Origin of the sequence: Vibrio algarum, assembly GCF_028204155.1 — a bacterium.
Lineage (GTDB): Bacteria > Pseudomonadota > Gammaproteobacteria > Enterobacterales > Vibrionaceae > Vibrio > Vibrio algarum.
The window spans coordinates 1191122-1210118 of sequence record NZ_JAQLOI010000001.1 but is presented as its reverse complement, the minus strand read 5'-3'; the positions used below and the strand labels follow the sequence as shown (position 1 = coordinate 1210118).

Genomic DNA, 18997 nt, shown 5'->3' with positions numbered 1-18997 from the left:
CGATGCGCATTTTTGCGGACAAGCTAGTAGATCAGCTACATCGGCAGCTTCATAGCAGTTATCTCGTCTTTGGTAACGAACCACTGCTCGTTCAAGAGAGCCGCGACGCAATAATTGCCACCGCGAAAATGGCCGGGTTTGATGAAAAGCACAACTTTACCATTGATAATCAAATCAACTGGAATGAAGTGTACGACTGCTGCCAAGCATTAAGCCTATTTTCTAGTCGACAGATTATTGAGCTAGAGGTTCCTGAAACCGGTATCAATGCGGCCGCATCGAAGGAACTAGTCCAATTAACCGAAAGTTTGCACGCTGATATTTTACTTCTTATCGTAGGGAGTAAGCTGACAAAAGCCCAAGAAAATGCCAAGTGGTTTAAGACCTTAAACCAACAAGGTGTTTGGGTTAGTTGTCTTACCCCTGACATTCAGAGGTTACCTCAGTTTATTCAGAATCGTTGCAGAAAACTTAACCTAAAACCAGACGCGCAAGCGCTTCAGATGCTGGCACAATGGCACGAAGGTAACTTACTCGCACTGGCTCAGAGTTTAGAAAAGCTCGCTTTGCTCTATTCAGATGGCGACCTCAATTTGGTTCGCATAGAGGAATCCCTGAGCCGACATAATCATTTCACGCCATTTCATTGGATGGATGCATTATTGGCTGGGAAACCCAAAAGAGCTCAACGTATTCTTCGTCAATTAGAATTGGAAGGTATTGAACCCGTTATTTTACTTAGAACCTTCCAACGTGAATTGAACTTGATTACCAAACTAAAAAGTGAATTATCGCACACGTCCATTGGTGCCATTTTTGACAAGCATCGCATCTGGCAAAGTAAACGACCTCTATACAGTTCTACACTGCAAAGGTTAGAGTTTGCTCAGATTCGTCGACTATTTAGAGGTTTGAATAAAGCCGAGATTTCCACCAAAACTCAATATGACGATTCAGTATGGCCGCTAATTGCACAACTCTCGTTGGAGTTTTGTTCAGCAACCCCAGCCATATTTCCAGACCTGCCAATTCAAAGATAAAGAATGTTATCATTTGCATTGAGCACTTTTTAATTTAATGAGGTATTAATTTGTTAGGCGACGAACTAAAAACGTTTCTTGCGGAAAAAGCAGACGACATGAAAGCAGAGAACATTGTAACTATTAATGTAGTCGATAAATCTAGTGTTACCGACTATATGATAGTTTGCACTGGTAGCTCTAAACGCCATGTATCATCTATCGCGGATAATGTTGCAACCGAAGCTAAAAACAGAGGTTTAACACCATTGGGTATCGATGGTGAGAACGAAGGTGAATGGGTAGTATTAGATATGGGCGATGTGATGGTGCATGTAATGCAACAAGAACATCGTGAGCTCTATCAACTAGAAAAGCTCTGGAGCTAGCGTTGAAGATTCAGCTGATTGCGGTTGGAACCAAAATGCCTAAGTGGGTAGAAGAAGGGTTCAGCGAATACAAACGTCGTTTTCCTCATGATATGCCTTTGGAGCTGACGGAAATTTCCGCCGGAAAAAGAGGCAAAAATGCAGACATTGTGAGAATTCTGCAAAAAGAAGGGGAAGCAATGCTTGCCGCCATACCTAAAGGTAATCGAATTGTTACTCTGGATATTCCAGGAAAACGATGGGATACAGGGCAATTGGCACAACAGCTAGAGAATTGGAAACTAGATGCGAGAGATGTCTCGATCTTAATTGGTGGCCCTGAAGGTTTAGCTCCGGCTTGCAAGGCTGCCGCTGAACAAAGCTGGTCACTTTCTCCTCTTACACTGCCACATCCACTTGTTAGAGTTATAATGGCAGAGAGCCTCTACAGGGCTTGGAGTATTACCACCAACCATCCGTATCATCGAGAATAGAGTGACATGAGACGTAGACGCACTCAAATTCGTGATCATCAAGTCGAATCTAGACTATTCAAAAGTAGAGCGTTTATCTCTTTTCTTGGGATAATCGCTATGTTCACAGTACTGATTGGTAACCTATATAATATTCAGGTCAATCAGTACCAAGATTATGAAACTCGGTCAAATGACAACCGCATAAAAGTGGTCCCTATTGCTCCAAATAGAGGGCTAATATATGACCGAAACGGCAAGCTATTAGCCGAAAATAGGCCTGTTTTTTATTTAGAGCTCATTCCAGAAAAAACGGAAGACATAGATAAAACACTTGTTGAATTGCAGAAAATCCTCGATATTTCACCAGAAAAAATTGAAGCATTCCATAAGGAGCGCCGACGTACGAGACGATTTAAATCGATTCCTCTACTTTCTCAACTAACAGAAGAGCAAGTCGCCATTTTTTCAGTGAATCAATACCGATTTCCCGGCGTTGAAGTGACCGCAACTTTGAAACGATTCTATCCATACGGCTCCGCCCTAACACACGTTTTAGGCTACGTTTCGAGAATCAATGACCGTGACGTACTCAGACTTGCAAGAGAAGGCTTAGAGAGTAATTACCAAGCCACTCGCGACATAGGCAAGCTGGGTATCGAACGTTACTACGAGACTGTCTTACATGGTACTGCAGGATATCAAGAAGTAGAAGTAAACAGCCGCGGTAGAGTTATCCGTACTCTAAAGTATATCCCACCGATTCCTGGGAAAGATTTAGTCCTTAATCTAGATATCGACGTTCAATTGTATGTATATAAACTGTTAGATAATCGTCGCGGCTCAGCCGTGGTTCTAGATCCAAAAGATAACGGTATTCTAGCGATGGTGTCGACACCAAGCTATGACCCGAATTCATTTGTTCACGGTATCTCAAGTAAAGACTACAACAAGCTACTTAATAACAAAAACAGACCATTGGTCAATCGTGCTACGTTAGGCATTTATCCTCCAGCATCGACAGTCAAACCTTTCATAGCGGTTGCTGCACTTCAAGAGGAAATCGTCACTCCGTATACTACTAGAAACGATCCGGGTTTCTGGAAGATACCCAATTCAAAAACGAAACCATTTAGAGACTGGCTACGCTGGGGTCACGGAAGAGTTAACATAACTCAATCCATTGAAGAGTCCGTTGACACATTTTTCTATCAAATAGCCTTCGATCTGGGAATAGATAAGCTTTCCTCATGGATGATGAAATTTGGCTTTGGCGACTATACCGGTATCGATATATACGAAGAAAGCAAAGCGAATATGCCAAGTCGAGAATGGAAAATGTCCCGGCACAGAACCCCTTGGTATCAAGGGGATACAATACCTGTAGGCATAGGGCAAGGGTATTGGACCGCAACACCGATGCAAATTGCAAAGGCAACCTCTGTATTGATCCATAGAGGTGAAGTGATCCCTCCGCATCTGCTTAAAGCTACAATAGATAACACCACTGACGAACAAATCACCACGCCAGAACCAATCGATCTTTACCCACCAATTTCAGGCGTTCCTGACAAGTATTGGGACATCGCGATTAACGGGATGAACCTAGTTAATCATGGTAAAAAAGGAACGGCCCGTAGAGCATTTCAAAAGCTCGGTTATCAAAGCGGTGGGAAGTCAGGTACAGCTCAAGTCTTTGGGCTCAAAGAGGACGAAGAGTACAACGCAGAAGAGCTTGATGAGTACTTAAGAGACCACGCTTTGTTTACTGGATTCGCGCCTTTAGAAGATCCTCAAGTCGTCGCAACCATCGTGTTAGAAAATGCAGGAGGTGGCTCAACTAACGGGGCACCAGTAGTACGTAAGATTTTCGATAAGATAATACTAAACAAAGAAGAAGGAGCGGAAGAGTAATGAAAATAGATCCATCGACTGGAAAAAGCCGTATCTTTTTTGAAAGGTTTCACATCGATCTACCATTACTACTTGGTCTTATCGCTGTCATGTTATTTGGGCTCATTGTAATGTACAGCGCAAGCGGTCAAAACTTAGCCATGATGGATCGTCAAGCAATGCGTATGGTATTAGCGTTAGGCGTTATGATTGTACTCGCTCAAATATCTCCGCGAACCTATGAAGCCTTTGCACCTTTTCTATTCGTTGTTGGCGTTGTTCTTTTGTTAGGAGTACTCTTTTTGGAGAGTCATCAAAGGGTGCCCAACGTTGGCTCAATTTAGGTTTTATACGATTTCAGCCTTCAGAACTACTCAAACTAGCCGTACCATTAATGGTCGCAAAGTATATTGGTAAAAGACCGCTTCCACCCTCATTCAAAACATTGGTCATATCTTTAATTTTGGTTGGCGTACCAACTATTTTAATTGCTAAGCAACCAGATTTAGGAACCTCCATTCTTATTGCTGCGTCTGGTATATTTGTTATTTTTTTAGCTGGATTAAGTTGGCGTTATATTTTTTCAGCGGCAGTTACTGTAAGTGCATTTGCACCAATTTTATGGTTTTTCCTAATGCGGGAATACCAGAAAGTGAGAGTACGTACTCTCTTCAACCCTGAATCCGACCCTCTAGGTGCGGGTTACCACATAATACAGAGCAAAATCGCTATCGGTTCAGGTGGTGTGTCAGGCAAGGGCTGGTTACATGGAACTCAATCACAACTAGAGTTTTTACCAGAACGACATACAGATTTTATATTCGCGGTTATTGCTGAAGAATGGGGTATGCTTGGTATCCTAGCTTTATTTTCACTTTATCTTTTTATCATCGGCAGAGGCTTATATCTCGCCAGTCAATCTCAATCGGCTTTTGGTAGAATGATGGCTGGAAGTGTCATGTTAAGTTTCTTTGTGTACATTTTCGTAAACGTCGGTATGGTTAGTGGCATACTGCCTGTAGTCGGAGTTCCACTCCCCTTATTAGCTATGGCGGCACATCAATGGTTACGCTAATGGCAGGTTTCGGCATATTAATGTCTATTCATACTCACAGAAGCATGTTATCAAAAGCGACATAATGAAAATTAATAACACTCTATTTACTATCGTTTTAACTCTATTATTAGTGGCTTGTTCTAGCTCTGACAGCCGCTATTCGATTTCCAATGATGTTGGCCCAGATAAACCCATTCAACTCGATCATATCGAAGACGCGCATCCTGTCTATGAACCTTTCAGCCGTGGAGGAAATAGAGATTATAATCTTCGAGGTGGTTCATATAAAATCATCAAGAACCCAGATGGCTTTAAGCAAAGTGGGCAAGCATCGTGGTACGGAAAAAAATTTCATGGTCATCTCACTTCAAATGGAGAAATCTATGATATGTACTCTATGTCAGCGGCGCATAAAACACTGCCTATACCTAGCTATGTTAAGGTAACCAATAAAGATAATGGCAAAAGCACTATCGTTCGTATTAATGATCGAGGGCCATTTCACGGTGGAAGAATTATCGATCTTAGCTATGCCGCTGCGTATAAGTTAAACGTAGTTGACACAGGCACGGCCAATGTAGAGATCGAATACATCACGACAAAACCACAACCTTCAACATTGAACCCAACGAAGGCCTTATTGAGCTACAGTATTCAAGCCTCATCCTCAAATCATGAGGACAGAAGCAAAAGTTTAGCTCAAGATATAAACCAAAGTTTATCGCTAGAAACCTATATTGAACCGAACAACAGTAACTTCAGAGTACTCGTTGGGCCATTTTCAAACTACTCTGAATCAGAAAAAGTGTTACAAATGTTAAAAACAAACGGCTTTCCTCAAGCATTTATTAGAAAAAACAATCTTTAACATATATCATGCAGGACTGGCGAATTGTTAGAATATTTGTCATAGTGCTCCCAGAATTAATGTCGGATATCAAGATATAAGGTTTTCGACTCAACTAGTGTTATAACCAATAAAATTGATAATACAGATGAATAAATCAAAAATTACTTTTAGATCATTGCTTCTCACGACAGCTGCACTATCTGCGCCATTTTCATATTCAGCGCCTATTGTTGTTCCCGATGCACCTCAGATAGCCGCTAAAGGCTATGTACTTATTGATTTCAATTCTGGAAAAGTGCTTGCTGAAAAAGAGAAAGACACCAAACTTTCACCTGCAAGCCTAACTAAAATGATGACAAGTTATGTCATCGGACAAGAATTAGCGCGTGGTAACATATCGTTACAAGACAACGTTGTTATCAGTAAAAACGCATGGGCTAAAAACTATCCTGACTCATCAAAAATGTTTATCGAAGTAGGCACGACTGTTTCTGTCGAGGACCTTAACCGTGGCATAATTGTCCAGTCTGGTAATGACGCTTGTGTTGCGATGGCAGAACACGTGGCAGGCTCTGAAGACGCCTTTGTTGACCTTATGAATGCATGGGCTAACTCTATTGGTATGTCCCGCACTCACTTTGCTAATGTTCACGGCTTAGATCATGATGAGCTCTACTCAACGCCTTACGATATGGCTCTCCTTGGGCGCGCTCTAATCCGCGATGTCCCTGAAGAGTATGCTATCTATAGTGAAAAACAATTCACTTATAACGGCATAACACAATATAACCGTAACGGATTATTGTGGGATAAGAGCATGAACGTTGATGGCATTAAAACAGGCCACACAAGTAAAGCAGGATACAGCTTAGTAAGCTCCGCAACTGAAGGTAAAATGCGCCTTGTTGCTGTAGTAATGGGAACCAAGAGCGAAAACGCGCGTAAAGCAGAAAGTAAAAAGCTTCTAAATTACGGGTTTCGATTCTTTGAAACAGTTGCTCCACATAAGGCAGGTGAAACGTTCGTTAGTGAGCGTATTTGGATGGGTTCACAAGAAAATGTTGCCTTAGGTGTCGCCCAAGATACTTATGTAACACTTCCTCGCGGCCAATCGAAGAACTTAAAAGCAAGCTTTGTTCTAGAGAAAGAACTGACAGCACCAATCAGCCAAGGCGACGTAGTGGGCAAATTATACTACCAAGTCGATGGCGAAGATATTGCTGAGTATCCACTGCTGGCTTTAGAAGACGTTGAAAAAGGTGGCATTTTTAGTCGTCTTGTTGACTACTTCATCCTTCTTTTTAAGAGTTGGTTCTAAATAACCACCTTAATATTTCGCACTAAGGGTCACTTCAATGTGACCTTTTGTTTTTCTTGAGATTGATCTTTTTTGGGCGTAATATGCGCTGCTCAATAAAACCTCTGGAGTATTTCATGCAAGAACAACCAAAGCTTAAAGACCTGTTAGAGTTCCCTTGTCAGTTCACATACAAGGTTATGGGTTATGCAAAACCTGAGCTGCCAGAATTGGTTTTACAAGTGATTCAAAAACACGCGCCAGGCGATTACAGCCCAAGTATCAAGCCAAGTGGCAAAGGTACCTATAACGCTGTTTCGGTCACTATTACGGCAACATCTATCGAGCAGGTAGAGTCGCTCTATAAAGAGTTGGCTGAAATTGATATCGTTCGTATGGTTCTATAACAGAGCAAACCAGTTCATTACAAAAACAGCGGCTATTGCCGCTGTTTTTGATTCAGATTCATACCAAAAATCTAATAGTCGAAGTATCAAAAGAAGTTTATAATCTGTTTACTTTATTAACTATAATCGCAGGGCTGTTCGCTTGTCTAAAATCGAAGATCACCTCATCGTGCGAAACCTTGGTCTTAATGACTATGAACCAGTTTGGAAGGCAATGCATGAGTTCACCGATAATCGCACTGACGAAACCGTAGATGAAGTATGGCTAGTCGAACACAATCCGGTATTCACCCAAGGTCAGGCAGGGAAAAAGAGCATCTTTTGAACACCGGCGACATCCCAGTAGTTCAAAGCGATCGTGGAGGTCAAGTTACCTACCATGGACCAGGACAGTTAGTTGCATATTTTCTTATTAATCTACGCCGAAAAAATATAGGTGTACGAGAACTCGTTACTAATATCGAAAATCTCGTCATCAATACCTTGGACAAATATGGTATAAAATCATCGGCTCGCCCCGATGCGCCTGGAGTGTATACAGACGGTAAAAAAGTATGCTCTCTGGGATTAAGAATTCGCAAAGGCTGCTCCTTTCATGGACTCGCGTTGAACATTAATATGGACCTTTCTCCTTTTTTACGAATAAACCCTTGTGGATATCAAGGCATGGAAATGGTACAAGTAAGTGAGCTTGGCGGCCCAAATAATATAGATACTGTTAGTGCAACGTTAGTTGAAGAGCTTCTTTCTCTGCTTAACTACGAGCATGTCGACATAATAAAAGAAAGCAATTAATCATGAGCAAACCAATTCAAATGGAAAAAGGCGTCAAATATAGAGACGCTGATAAAATGGCATTAATACCAACGAAAACAGTGCCAGTTGAAAAAAGTGAAGTATTACGAAAGCCAGAATGGATGAAAATTAAGTTACCTTCTGACAGCAAGCGCATCCAAGATATTAAATCGGCCATGCGTAAAAATAAACTTCATTCCGTCTGCGAAGAAGCGTCTTGCCCCAACCTAGCCGAATGTTTTAACCACGGTACTGCGACATTTATGATCTTGGGTGCTATCTGCACCAGACGCTGCCCATTTTGTGATGTTGCCCATGGTAGACCAATCGCTCCAGACACTAATGAACCTAAACATCTCGCACAAACTATAAGCGATATGAAGCTTAAATATGTGGTAGTAACGTCAGTAGATCGTGATGATTTACGTGATGGTGGCGCACAACACTTCTCTGATTGTACTCGTGAAATCAGAGCAAAAAGCCCAGGCATAAAAATAGAAACACTTGTCCCAGACTTTCGTGGTCGTATGGACACAGCTCTTGAAGTACTAAAAGATAATCCACCGGATGTTTTCAACCACAACCTCGAAACCGCACCACGCTTGTATAGAAAAGCAAGACCAGGGGCAAACTATAAGTGGTCGCTAACATTACTTCAGAAGTTTAAAGAGCTCCATCCAGACGTACCAACTAAATCAGGCTTGATGATGGGTTTAGGTGAAACTAAAGAAGAAATCGTTGAAGTATTAAAAGATCTTCGTTCTCATGGTGTTACCATGCTGACACTTGGTCAGTACCTTGCTCCAAGCCGTCATCATTTACCGGTAGAACGTTACGTGCCACCTTCTGAGTTCGACGAGCTTAAAGAAATCGCTTTAGATCTTGGATTTACTCATGCCGCTTGTGGTCCTTTCGTACGTTCGTCGTACCATGCGGATATGCAAGCTAAAGGCGAAGAAGTAAAATAACTGAGACCAACATTCAAAAAGGTTGCTTAACTTAGTGGTCTTTTTTGTATTAGGGATATAAATTGTATATAAGTTCGTTAGCAATAAGTAACTTGTAGCATTTTAAAAAGGAATAGAGATATGCTGAAATTAGGTTTATTGGGGTTTTTATCACTGATCCTTGTAGGTTGTGCTCAACAAAATACACAACAAGATAACTATTTGGATGCATCGTTTGAACTATGTAATACCGAAGTTAGAACCTACTCTGTGAGTGATGATGGCCGCGTAAGAATTATTTGCGAAGATGACTCTAAATTCACTATGAACAGTGAAGACACACTAGAGATAATGCGTGACATTAATATCGACTACTGTACGGGTGAAGGTCTTTCTAAATTTAACGAAAGTCGCCGTTATTACTCATTTGAATGTAAATCAGGTACAACTCTGAGTATCAATAAAGAATAATGAAACAGTCGCCGTAAATAAAAACGCGAGCCTTTATTAAGCTCGCGTTTTTTTGTGCTCTAAAATAGGGTTATCGAAAACCCTACTTATGGTCTAAGCGTATACAGGTAGACGCTTACAAATTTCTAGTACTTTTTGCTTGGTTGCTTCAATGGTCGTCTCATCGTTGATGTTGTCTAGGACATCACACATCCAACCAGCTAACGCCTTAGCATCTTCCTCGGTGAAACCACGACGTGTAATCGCAGGAGAACCAACACGAATACCAGAAGTTACAAAAGGGCTACGAGGATCGTTAGGCACTGAGTTTTTGTTTACGGTAATGTTAGCGGCACCTAGTGCTGCATCCGCTTCTTTACCTGTAATGTCTTTATCAATTAAATCAACAAGAAATAGATGATTCTCAGTTGAACCAGAAACAATATTGTAACCACGTGCAATAAATTCAGAAACCATTGCTTTAGCATTAGCAACAACGCGAGCTTGGTACTCTTTAAACTCTGGTTCCATCGCTTCTTTAAATGCAACCGCTTTACCCGCGATAACATGCATTAGTGGGCCACCCTGACCACCAGGGAATACAGCAGAATTTAGTTTTTTGTACATGTCTTCACCAGCGTTTGAAAGAATCAAACCACCACGAGGACCGGCAAGTGTTTTATGAGTAGTTGTTGTAACCACATGGGCATGTGGTAATGGCGTAGGATAAACACCTGCAGCAATCAAACCAGCAACGTGGGCCATATCAACAAACAGGTAAGCATCTACTTTATCTGCGATTTCACGCATGCGAGCCCAATCAACAACCTGAGAATAAGCAGAAAAACCACCGATAATCATTTTAGGTTTATGCTCAACAGCCAACTGCTCCATTTCGTCATAATTAATTTGACCAGCTTCATCAATACCGTAAGGGATAACGTTATAATGCTTACCAGAGAAGTTAACTGGTGAACCATGAGTAAGGTGACCACCATGTGCTAAGCTCATACCTAATACGGTATCGCCCGGCTTAAGCAACGCCATATAAACAGCACTGTTTGCCTGTGATCCGGAGTGTGGTTGCACGTTAGCATATTCACATTCAAAAAGCTGACATGCACGATCAATAGCAAGTGACTCGGCTTTATCTACATATTCACAACCACCGTAATAACGCTTGCCAGGATAACCTTCTGCGTATTTGTTGGTTAGCTGTGAACCTTGAGCTTCCATTACTCGAGGACTGGTGTAGTTTTCTGAAGCGATTAGCTCAATATGCTCTTCTTGGCGAAGAGTCTCTTCTTGTATTGCAGCATATAGCTCTGCATCATAATCAGCAATGTTCATGTCACGCTTTAGCATCTGTATCTCCTGACTCAGATAATCTGAAATTCCTAAAAAACCACACAACCAACCAACGCAAACGTTTTCGTCGGTGTACTAAGTGGCGATATTCTACATAATTTGACCTATATCAGAAAGCAACTTAAGCAAAATAATCATGTGAATTTTTCATATTTCAGTTGAAATTAGTTCATACCAATAAATAGCGAAAGTTTGTCAACGTTAAACTGTCAACATCTTCCTTTACAGGGTGTAAATTGTCACTTACACGCCATACCTACAAATTTAGCCTCCAAGCTACCGAAAAACTCATTTTTTATCTACTATTCTGGCTACTTAATGCAACAAAAAAAGAAAAATGATGCAAAAACACTCAATCAAGGAAGACTGGATAGCGATACTCACTGGGACGTTTTTAACGGCTCAAGGCATATTTTTTCTACAATCGGCGAATCTTATTACAGGAGGTACCGCTGGACTTTCATTATTATTAAGTCAGTTAATACCATTTAGCTTTGGTACCTTCTATTTCTTTACAAATATCCCCTTTTTTATATTAGGTTGGCGCCGATTTGGTTTTCAGTTTGCAGTAAATAGTATTGTTTCTTGTGGCCTTGTATCTGTATTCGTGGACCACCTAGACATGGTGATAAGTATTGAGTCTGTTAATGCAATATACTGCGCTATCGCTGGTGGATTACTGATGGGGCTTGGTATGCTCATTTTATTTAGACACCGTTCAAGCTTAGGTGGTTTCAATATCTTCTGCCTTCTTGTTCAAGATAAAACCGGAATTTCTGTAGGTAAAACACAGCTTGGGATCGATAGCACTATTTTGGTGGCATCGTTCTTTTTCATCACTCCAACAATATTAGCCATATCAGTGCTTGGTGCGATTGTGCTAAATATCGTATTGGGTATGAACCATAAACCAGCACGCTATACAGTGACCTATAGTTAGCATTGCGTGTAACAAAATGGGATAGTATAGCCAAGCAGAATCAACCTATAAAAATAACACAATTGGATTAACCGCATGGATGCTACGTTAAACACGCTTTGTTTTGACCCGATCGAATTCAGAAAACAGTTGCACAGACAGCCCGAGCTATCTGTGCAAGAAAAACAAACATCAGCAATGATTTTCTCTCAACTAGAAAACTTCGGCTTATCCCCTACCGGTCACATCGGTGGATATGGCATCATCTGCATTGTAGACAGCGGTTATGACGGAGAAACAACCCTCTTTCGTGCTGATTTTGACGCACTCCCCATCAATGAGATAGCCACTCATGACCATGTGTCAGAAAATGTTGGTGTGATGCATGCCTGTGGGCATGATGGTCATACAAGTTCGCTGTTAATGGTAGCGGAACAACTTTCAAAATCGCCACCAAAAACAGGCAAAGTCATCTTACTGTTTCAGCCAGCAGAAGAGACCGGTACTGGCGCTTTATCCATGCTCAATGATAAAGCGCTCTCATCATTGAAGGTTGATAACGTTTTCGCCTACCACAACCTACCAGGCTATCCTCTCAATCAAATACTAATTAGAGAAGGTACATTCGCTTGCGCGTCTACCGGGATATCAATTGAGTTTGAAGGAAAAACTTCTCACGCTGCTAGACCTGAGAATGGCCTCAGTCCTTGCCTAGCGATGATCGAAACAGTTAATTACCTGCAAAGTATTCCGAATATGCACCCTGACGTTTTCAGCTTAGTCACCATAGTCCATGCAAGGCTTGGAGAAGAAGCATTTGGTATTGCTCCGGGTAATGCAAAAGTGATGGCTACCATGCGCAGTGATTGCAACCAAACCTTTTCGAATATGAAATCGAATTTACTTGCGATGCTAGATAAGTTACAACAAAAAACAGGCATTATCGTAAAAGTTGACTGGGATGAACCCTTCAATGCGGCTTTCAATTCGAGCAAACATTGTCAGATAATTAACCAACAAGCCAAACAGCTAGGTTTTACCGTTGAGAGCCTTAATGAGCCTATGCGTTGGTCGGAAGATTTTTCCGAGTTTTTACTGAAATGGAATGGTGCACTTTTTTGTATAGGAAGTGGGAATTCTCACCCTGAATTACACAATCCAGACTATGATTTCCCTGATGAGATACTGAAAACAGCCAGCCAACTATTCATTTCGATTGTTGACCAACTGCATTCTAATTAATACCCAGTAGGGTAATTAACTACAGGCGAGAAACCGTTGACTTACCTACTCCAGCGAGTTTTGCAATATCATGAATTGTCAATTTTCTCATGGTTATCAATTAGTAACCTGATCACAGTTTATGATGGTATCTGAGCCTAGGGTAACCATGGCACGTTTTCCTTTCAACCAAAGCATCAAATCACGCTCTGAATTTTCATACTTGCTACCGGACGCGGCTGGTACCTGTTGCAGTGAAATCCGTTTGTGCGCCATGACCATTTCAGCTGCTTGATCTTCAGTATGAGACACCGTGAACTGTGTTCCATTATTACAGGTATAAAGAGAATCTGTGGTTGAACCACATCCAACCAAAGCAAAAAAAATAGAGAAAAAAAGCCACTTAATATTCACAAGACATCCTTTACCGTTGTTTAAGATACTCTGGTACTTGTTTTATACTCTCTAAAACAACCGTAGCGAGAGACTCTCCCCTGTCTGTTACGGGCTTTCCTGTTCTAACGAGTATTTTTGTGCCAACACCAGCCGCTTCTGCTGCCATCATGTCTTCCGCTTTATCGCCTACCATGATTGAGTTCGCCATATCTATTTTCAAGAAGTCACGAGCAGAAATAAACATGCCTGGTTTCGGTTTGCGACAGTCACAATCTTGCTTGTAATCTCCGATACCGTGTTCAGGATGGTGTAAACAGTAATAAATACCGTCAAGTTCAACGCCATTGTCAACAAAATTCCAATCCATCCATTCCGTTAAAGAAAGAAACCTATCTTCGCTAAACAACCCGCGAGCAACACCAGATTGATTGGTCACTAGAACCAAAAGGTATCCCATCTGTTGTAATGTTTTCGTCGCTTCAAATACGCCATCGATAAATTCAAAATCATGTTCATCATGAACGTATCCGTGATCTACATTAATTACGCCATCTCGATCTAAAAACACAGCAGGTTTAGCCAAAGCCTTATCCTCAATAGAAATTTATAACGAAATTATTGCACGCTTTACACTGCTGATCATCATTTATCCTAAATTAACAAGTTTTTTCTTTCGCCGTTTTATAGCATTCAGAACTATTAAATATCCAAACAAAATAACCCAAATAGAGCTATGGACGTCTATACGTCAAGATACCTATTGACAAGGAAACGTGTTCACCATAGCATCGTCTACAGTTTAGAAAGTTAACCAGTACTTTATTCTGGTTATTCCAATTAGGTTTTATTAAATGATTGAAATTAGCAACGTTAACAAGGTTTTCTATCAAGGTGAAAAAGAAATTCACGCCTTAGTAGACATCAACCTGTCTATCTCACAAGGAAGTATTTTTGGTGTTATAGGCTCATCTGGTGCAGGTAAAAGCACACTTATCCGCTGTGTAAACATGCTCGAAGCTCCTACACAGGGTAGCGTTGTTGTGGATGGTGTCGATCTCACACTGCTTTCCAAATCAGAATTAAGTGAAGCTCGGCGTAATATTGGAATGATATTCCAACACTTTAATTTGCTCTCTTCTCGTACTGTTTTTAATAATATAGCCCTGCCCCTAGAGCTAGCAGGCATCAATAAAGAGACGATTAATACTAAGGTTAGCGAACTGCTATCCTTAGTCGGTCTTGCCGACAAACGTGATACTTATCCTGCCAATCTAAGCGGTGGTCAAAAACAACGGGTTGCTATTGCAAGAGCATTAGCGTCTGACCCTAAAGTATTGCTGTGCGATGAAGCAACCAGTGCCCTTGACCCAGCAACAACACAATCGATTCTTGAACTACTTAGAGAGATTAATCGAAAATTAAACATCACTATTCTTCTGATTACTCACGAGATGGATGTTGTAAAAGGTATATGCCATCAAGTGGCCATCATTGGTGACGGAGAATTGGTAGAACAAGGCACGGTAGGCGAAATTTTCGCTCACCCTAAAACAGAGCTCGCTCATAGCTTTATTCGTTCAACTCTGGACCTTTCAATACCGGAAGATTACCAAGCCCGGTTACAAACAAATAGAATCGAGGGATCTCATCCACTCGTGCGACTCGAATTTACCGGAGAAACAGTCGACGCACCACTAATGAGCCAAATCTCGCGCCAGTTTAATATCGATGTGAGCATCTTAAGCTCTGATCTTGATTACGCTGGTGGGGTAAAGTTCGGCATGATGGTCGCAGAATTATTCGGCTCGGAACACGATGACAACGCTGCCATCGCATTCTTAAAAGAGCACAAAGTAAAAGTAGAGGTACTTGGTTATGTCCTTTGATTCCATTGCTCAATGGTTAAGTCTTAATAGCAAATTGTTGTTAGGGGCCACAGGAGAAACACTTTATATGGTCGCGGTTTCCGGCTTTGTCGGATTTGCCGTTGGTATTCCATTGGGTGTTATATTACACATCACCAAAAAAGGTGGCCTCGCTGAAAATACGAAACTTAATAGCATTTTAGGAGCCATCGTAAACATTGGACGCTCGGTACCCTTTCTTGTCCTTATGGTAGCTATTATTCCAGTAACAAAGCTTCTTGTGGGTACTTTTATAGGAACAACAGCAGCCATCGTTCCACTGACCATAGGAGCGATTCCGTTTGTCGCACGCTTAATTGAAGGCGCTTTGCTTGAAGTCCCAAGCGGCCTTGTAGAAGCGGCACAATCTATGGGTGCAAAACCTACCCAAATTATCACCAAGGTACTACTCCCAGAAGCCTTACCGACCATAGTAAATGCCGTCACCATCACACTCGTTACCCTAGTCAGTTATTCCGCTATGGCAGGTACTGTTGGAGGTGGAGGTTTAGGTGATGTCGCTATCCGCTACGGCTTTCACCGATATGACGTTGTCATCATGGCCGTCACAGTCGTTATGCTTATAGTACTGGTACAAATAATTCAATCAATTGGCGATGCATTCGTCCGTCGTGTAGACCACAGATAATAATAAACACAACAATTACAGGAGATGTAACATGAAATTTAGCCTTAAAAATTTACTTATCACCGCAACGGCAGCATCAGCGCTAGTATTAGCTGGATGTGGTGACAAAGAAGTAGACACCAACAAAATAAAAATTGGCGTAATGGCTGGCGCAGAAGCTCAAGTCGCTGAAGTTGCAGCGAAAGTCGCTAAAGAAAAATACAACCTAGATGTTGAGCTAGTCACGTTCACCGACTACGTTACACCAAATGCCGCCCTCGATGATGGTTCTGTAGATATCAATGCTTTCCAACATAAACCATACCTTGACCAACAAATTTCAGACCGTGGTTACAAACTCGCTATTGCAGGCAACTCGTTTGTTTACCCTATTGCTGGCTATTCTAAGCAAGTTACTTCAGTAGACCAAATTGCCGATGGATCACGTATTGCCGTTCCTAACGACCCTACTAACCTTGGTCGTTCGTTGCTACTCCTAGAGCAACAAGGTCTAGTTAAATTGCGCGCAGATGTTGGCCTTTCTGGCACTATTCGCGATATCGTAGAAAACCCAAAAAACATTACTATTGTTGAGCTAGATGCCGCTCAGTTACCTCGCTCTCTAGACGATGTAGCGTTATCCATCATCAACACCACTTACGCAAGCAGCATCGATTTAACGCCAGAGAAGGACGGTATCTTCGTCGAAGACAAAGAATCGCCATACGTTAACTTAATTGTTGCTCGCACCGAGAATGTTGACTCAGAAAAAGTACAAAATTTTGTGAAAGCGTACCAAACAGACGAAGTCTACCAGGCTGCTTCAGAGATCTTTAAAGGCGGTGTAGTCAAAGGCTGGTAGTTTATCACTACTTGCGTCATTAATTCTTAGATTAGAATTCCTTAAACTACAATAAACAAAAGCCGGACTACGTATCCGGCTTTTTTATTTTAATTGTTTATTAAGCTATACACCTCAACTCTGCTCTGCAGATATAGATTGTAATATCTCACTCCAGCGATGATAGACGAGTAAATGACCCAAGTTGTCAATTTCATTAAACTTAGAATGTTCAATAAGACGATGAAACTTACGTGCCAACTGAACGGGAACATGTTGATCTAAACTGCCATGCCATATCGTTACAGGTGAAACGATATTTTCAAAATTGATATTCCAAAGACGGCTCAAAATGACCAAATCTTCGCTAAATGCAATTGGTCCCTGCCTCATCGCCTCTCTAAACGCCAATAAAAAGTTATCGGTCACTTCCGTTTCTGATAGAGCTGCAGCATCACTTTCACACAAATGTTGGTAGACCTGATCAAAATAGAGTTCATGGTCTTTCATCAGGTTATTGGTAATGATTTTTAACAATGGATGAAGAACTGTTGGGGCGCGCATCGCTATCTGAGCCAAAAATTTGTTGCTAGATTTGACACCATGGAACAAGTTAATGGGCTGAAAAGGCGTCACGGAACTCACTAAAGAGGTATGAACGATACGCTCCTTTAATACGGACGCTGTTGCTAACGCAAAAGGGCCTCCACCACAAAATCCAATCAACGAAAACCGCCCTATATTAAGGTTATCTGCTAATGCTTCAACATCGTAAGCAATACTCGTTAATGTTCGATTTGGATCTGCGGATGATAAACCAAACCCCGGCCGGTCAATAGTGATCAAACGGATATTATGGTCAAAAAGTACTTTATTATCGGGATGCTGCTGTAGCCTTGACCCCGTACTCGGTGGCAAAACAATGACAGGAACGCCGCTTGTTCTTCCAATATCGCTGAACCCCAGCTGTCGACCATTGCTTACTTCACAGACATGATGGTATCGCGCAGAGTCAAAAATAAACTTAGATTTTAACTGGCCATTATTGTCACAAACTTCCGAAGTAGAATTAACCAAAACAAGTTTCATCAACTCACTTTGTCGGTGACAACCTGTTTTCTGAAATACTGACTTTAACTGGGTTCGGATGGTATTGATTGATACGCCATGACTCTCACTAATTTCATTCAACGTTTTATTGTGAGCTAAGTTTTCGACCAGTTTTTGCTCCGCTTTGGTTAGCTCGTATTGTCGGCTAAATGCAGACAAATTGGGCTTTGTATCCACATTTTGATTGGCAAACAGTACCAAGATATTACTACCTAGCTGATATTGGTCATCTATCCGTGACAAACTGATACTTACCGGATTGGTTTGAAAGCTATCACGTAACCGCATCGTTGTTTCACGAACTTGGCCATTGGGTTCGGTTAGTTGAGATATCAGTTTATCGAACTGTCTCTGCTGAGAGTTATGATGAAACTTAATACGCTGATTATCAATCATAACTAAAGCGGTGGTTTTTAATAGTTCAGAGGCTAAGCGGTTTTGTTGCAGTATTTGCCCATTTGGCGCGCAAACAAAGGCTGGCAATGGTAAGAAGTCGAACAAACTAAGTTGTAGGTGCTCTTGTTCGTCGTTGTCTTTAATCCGATTACTAATTGCCGCGCTTCGTTCTAAATGCTCCACTATGGTAGATATCTGAGAAAGGCTTCGATACCTTTCAACTTCTTGCATAGATATACGTTGATTTACCTGTCGTGTAGCACTAACCATTTGTTCGGCTTCTATTGGAGGCAAGGTGGATGCTATCCGTTCCAATAATATCGGCCACTGGGTTGGATCTAGAGCGGTATCGTAGATCTGTGCAACCAGTTCTGGAGAAATCTGACCGTTCGCATCCATTATAGAGTTCTCTATGCTGCTGTAGGATTATACTTCTAACCACTATATTATCGTTCAACACCAATACAAACATTGACGGGAGTCACTATGGACTCTTTTCGTTAACGTATGAATTTGCTACACTCTTTCGGAAAATAAAATTTAGATATTAGTCGGGGAGCTAAGGGCCACAACCCAAAGCTGAGACCATTTCGATGGGACCCGTTGAACCTGATGCAGTTAACACTGACGTAGGGAACTAATAGCCATGCCAAGTTAG

The 18997-nt window shown here is 41.5% G+C and carries 19 protein-coding genes, 2 pseudogenes and 1 riboswitch; of the genes and pseudogenes, 16 read left to right on the top strand and 5 right to left on the bottom strand.

The window, feature by feature from the left end; all coding sequences use genetic code 11:
- Positions 1 to 2: 2 nt before the first annotated feature.
- The 11 genes and pseudogenes from holA (at position 3) to PGX00_RS05800 (ending at position 9577) form a co-directional block, all read left to right on the top strand.
- Positions 3 to 1040 carry a DNA polymerase III subunit delta gene (holA, locus tag PGX00_RS05850; protein ID WP_272133649.1) on the top strand — a complete coding sequence of 346 codons (1038 nt, stop codon included), beginning with the start codon at positions 3 to 5 and terminating at the stop codon, positions 1038 to 1040.
- Positions 1041 to 1090: 50 nt separating this feature from the next.
- Positions 1091 to 1408 carry a ribosome silencing factor gene (gene rsfS / locus PGX00_RS05845; RefSeq protein WP_272133647.1) on the top strand — a complete coding sequence of 106 codons (318 nt, stop codon included), beginning with the start codon at positions 1091 to 1093 and terminating at the stop codon, positions 1406 to 1408.
- A 2-nt stretch (positions 1409 to 1410) separates the two neighbouring features.
- Positions 1411 to 1881, top strand: a complete 471-nt coding sequence (gene rlmH / locus PGX00_RS05840; RefSeq protein ID WP_272133645.1) for a 23S rRNA (pseudouridine(1915)-N(3))-methyltransferase RlmH — start codon at positions 1411 to 1413, stop codon at positions 1879 to 1881.
- A gap of 6 nt (positions 1882 to 1887) precedes the next feature.
- Positions 1888 to 3774 carry a penicillin-binding protein 2 gene (gene mrdA, locus PGX00_RS05835; protein ID WP_272133643.1) on the top strand — a complete coding sequence of 629 codons (1887 nt, stop codon included), beginning with the start codon at positions 1888 to 1890 and terminating at the stop codon, positions 3772 to 3774.
- Positions 3774 to 4893: pseudogene (rodA, locus tag PGX00_RS05830) on the top strand (rod shape-determining protein RodA). Before mrdA ends, rodA begins: the two are co-directional and overlap by 1 nt.
- Positions 4893 to 5678 carry a septal ring lytic transglycosylase RlpA family protein gene (locus tag PGX00_RS05825; RefSeq protein WP_272133642.1) on the top strand — a complete coding sequence of 262 codons (786 nt, stop codon included), beginning with the start codon at positions 4893 to 4895 and terminating at the stop codon, positions 5676 to 5678. Before rodA ends, PGX00_RS05825 begins: the two are co-directional and overlap by 1 nt.
- Positions 5679 to 5805: 127 nt before the next feature.
- Positions 5806 to 6978, top strand: a complete 1173-nt coding sequence (locus PGX00_RS05820; RefSeq protein WP_272133640.1) for a serine hydrolase — start codon at positions 5806 to 5808, stop codon at positions 6976 to 6978.
- Positions 6979 to 7094: 116 nt separating this feature from the next.
- On the top strand, positions 7095 to 7364 hold the full coding sequence (ybeD, locus tag PGX00_RS05815) for a DUF493 family protein YbeD (RefSeq protein ID WP_272133638.1): 270 nt from the start codon (positions 7095 to 7097) through the stop codon (positions 7362 to 7364).
- A gap of 151 nt (positions 7365 to 7515) precedes the next feature.
- Positions 7516 to 8159: pseudogene (gene lipB / locus PGX00_RS05810) on the top strand (lipoyl(octanoyl) transferase LipB).
- A gap of 2 nt (positions 8160 to 8161) precedes the next feature.
- The gene (gene lipA, locus PGX00_RS05805) at positions 8162 to 9127 is read left to right on the top strand and encodes a lipoyl synthase (protein ID WP_272133637.1); all 966 of its coding nucleotides are present in this window, start codon (positions 8162 to 8164) and stop codon (positions 9125 to 9127) included.
- Positions 9128 to 9247: 120 nt separating this feature from the next.
- Positions 9248 to 9577, top strand: coding sequence for a hypothetical protein (locus PGX00_RS05800; RefSeq protein ID WP_272133636.1), 330 nt, complete (start codon positions 9248 to 9250; stop codon positions 9575 to 9577).
- Positions 9578 to 9670: 93 nt separating this feature from the next.
- Here PGX00_RS05800 and glyA read toward each other — a convergent pair whose 3' ends face one another.
- A complete protein-coding gene (gene glyA / locus PGX00_RS05795) occupies positions 9671 to 10921 on the bottom strand; it encodes a serine hydroxymethyltransferase (protein ID WP_272133635.1) in 1251 nt (416 codons plus the stop codon).
- A 343-nt stretch (positions 10922 to 11264) separates the two neighbouring features.
- On the opposite strand from glyA, the gene PGX00_RS05790 reads away from it, so the two are divergent.
- Together PGX00_RS05790 and PGX00_RS05785 are read left to right on the top strand one after the other, a co-directional pair.
- A complete protein-coding gene (locus tag PGX00_RS05790; RefSeq protein ID WP_272133634.1) occupies positions 11265 to 11864 on the top strand; it encodes a YitT family protein in 600 nt (199 codons plus the stop codon).
- A gap of 75 nt (positions 11865 to 11939) precedes the next feature.
- Complete coding sequence (locus tag PGX00_RS05785; RefSeq protein WP_272133631.1) at positions 11940 to 13085, top strand: amidohydrolase; 1146 nt, start codon at positions 11940 to 11942, stop codon at positions 13083 to 13085.
- A 19-nt stretch (positions 13086 to 13104) separates the two neighbouring features.
- Here the strand turns inward: PGX00_RS05785 and PGX00_RS22880 are convergent, their stop codons facing one another.
- From PGX00_RS22880 to gmhB, 3 genes are read right to left on the bottom strand one after another with little or no spacing between them, the layout of a single operon-like run.
- Positions 13105 to 13176, bottom strand: a complete 72-nt coding sequence (locus tag PGX00_RS22880; protein WP_407702378.1) for a LacI family DNA-binding transcriptional regulator — start codon at positions 13174 to 13176, stop codon at positions 13105 to 13107.
- Between the two features lie 5 nt (positions 13177 to 13181).
- Complete coding sequence (locus PGX00_RS05780; RefSeq protein ID WP_272133629.1) at positions 13182 to 13478, bottom strand: MliC family protein; 297 nt, start codon at positions 13476 to 13478, stop codon at positions 13182 to 13184.
- Between the two features lie 10 nt (positions 13479 to 13488).
- On the bottom strand, positions 13489 to 14043 hold the full coding sequence (gene gmhB, locus PGX00_RS05775) for a D-glycero-beta-D-manno-heptose 1,7-bisphosphate 7-phosphatase (protein WP_272133628.1): 555 nt from the start codon (positions 14041 to 14043) through the stop codon (positions 13489 to 13491).
- A gap of 268 nt (positions 14044 to 14311) precedes the next feature.
- Here gmhB and metN point away from each other — a divergent pair, with 268 nt between their 5' ends.
- The 3 genes from metN to PGX00_RS05760 are packed head-to-tail and all read left to right on the top strand — an operon-like array spanning position 14312 to position 16854.
- Positions 14312 to 15346 (top strand): methionine ABC transporter ATP-binding protein MetN, encoded by a 1035-nt coding sequence (gene metN / locus PGX00_RS05770; RefSeq protein ID WP_272133626.1) that lies wholly within the window; start codon positions 14312 to 14314, stop codon positions 15344 to 15346.
- Entirely contained in the window at positions 15336 to 16013 is a 678-nt protein-coding gene (locus PGX00_RS05765) for a methionine ABC transporter permease (RefSeq protein WP_272133625.1), read from the top strand. Before metN ends, PGX00_RS05765 begins: the two co-directional genes overlap by 11 nt.
- Before the next feature lie 31 nt (positions 16014 to 16044).
- Positions 16045 to 16854: a MetQ/NlpA family lipoprotein gene (locus PGX00_RS05760; protein WP_272133624.1), complete on the top strand. Its 810-nt coding sequence runs from the start codon at positions 16045 to 16047 to the stop codon at positions 16852 to 16854.
- A 114-nt stretch (positions 16855 to 16968) separates the two neighbouring features.
- On the opposite strand, the gene PGX00_RS05755 is transcribed toward PGX00_RS05760, so the two are convergent.
- Positions 16969 to 18738: an alpha/beta fold hydrolase gene (locus tag PGX00_RS05755; protein ID WP_272133623.1), complete on the bottom strand. Its 1770-nt coding sequence runs from the start codon at positions 18736 to 18738 to the stop codon at positions 16969 to 16971.
- 143 nt (positions 18739 to 18881) lie between these two features.
- A riboswitch (TPP riboswitch) is annotated at positions 18882 to 18992 on the top strand.
- Positions 18993 to 18997 lie beyond the last annotated feature (5 nt).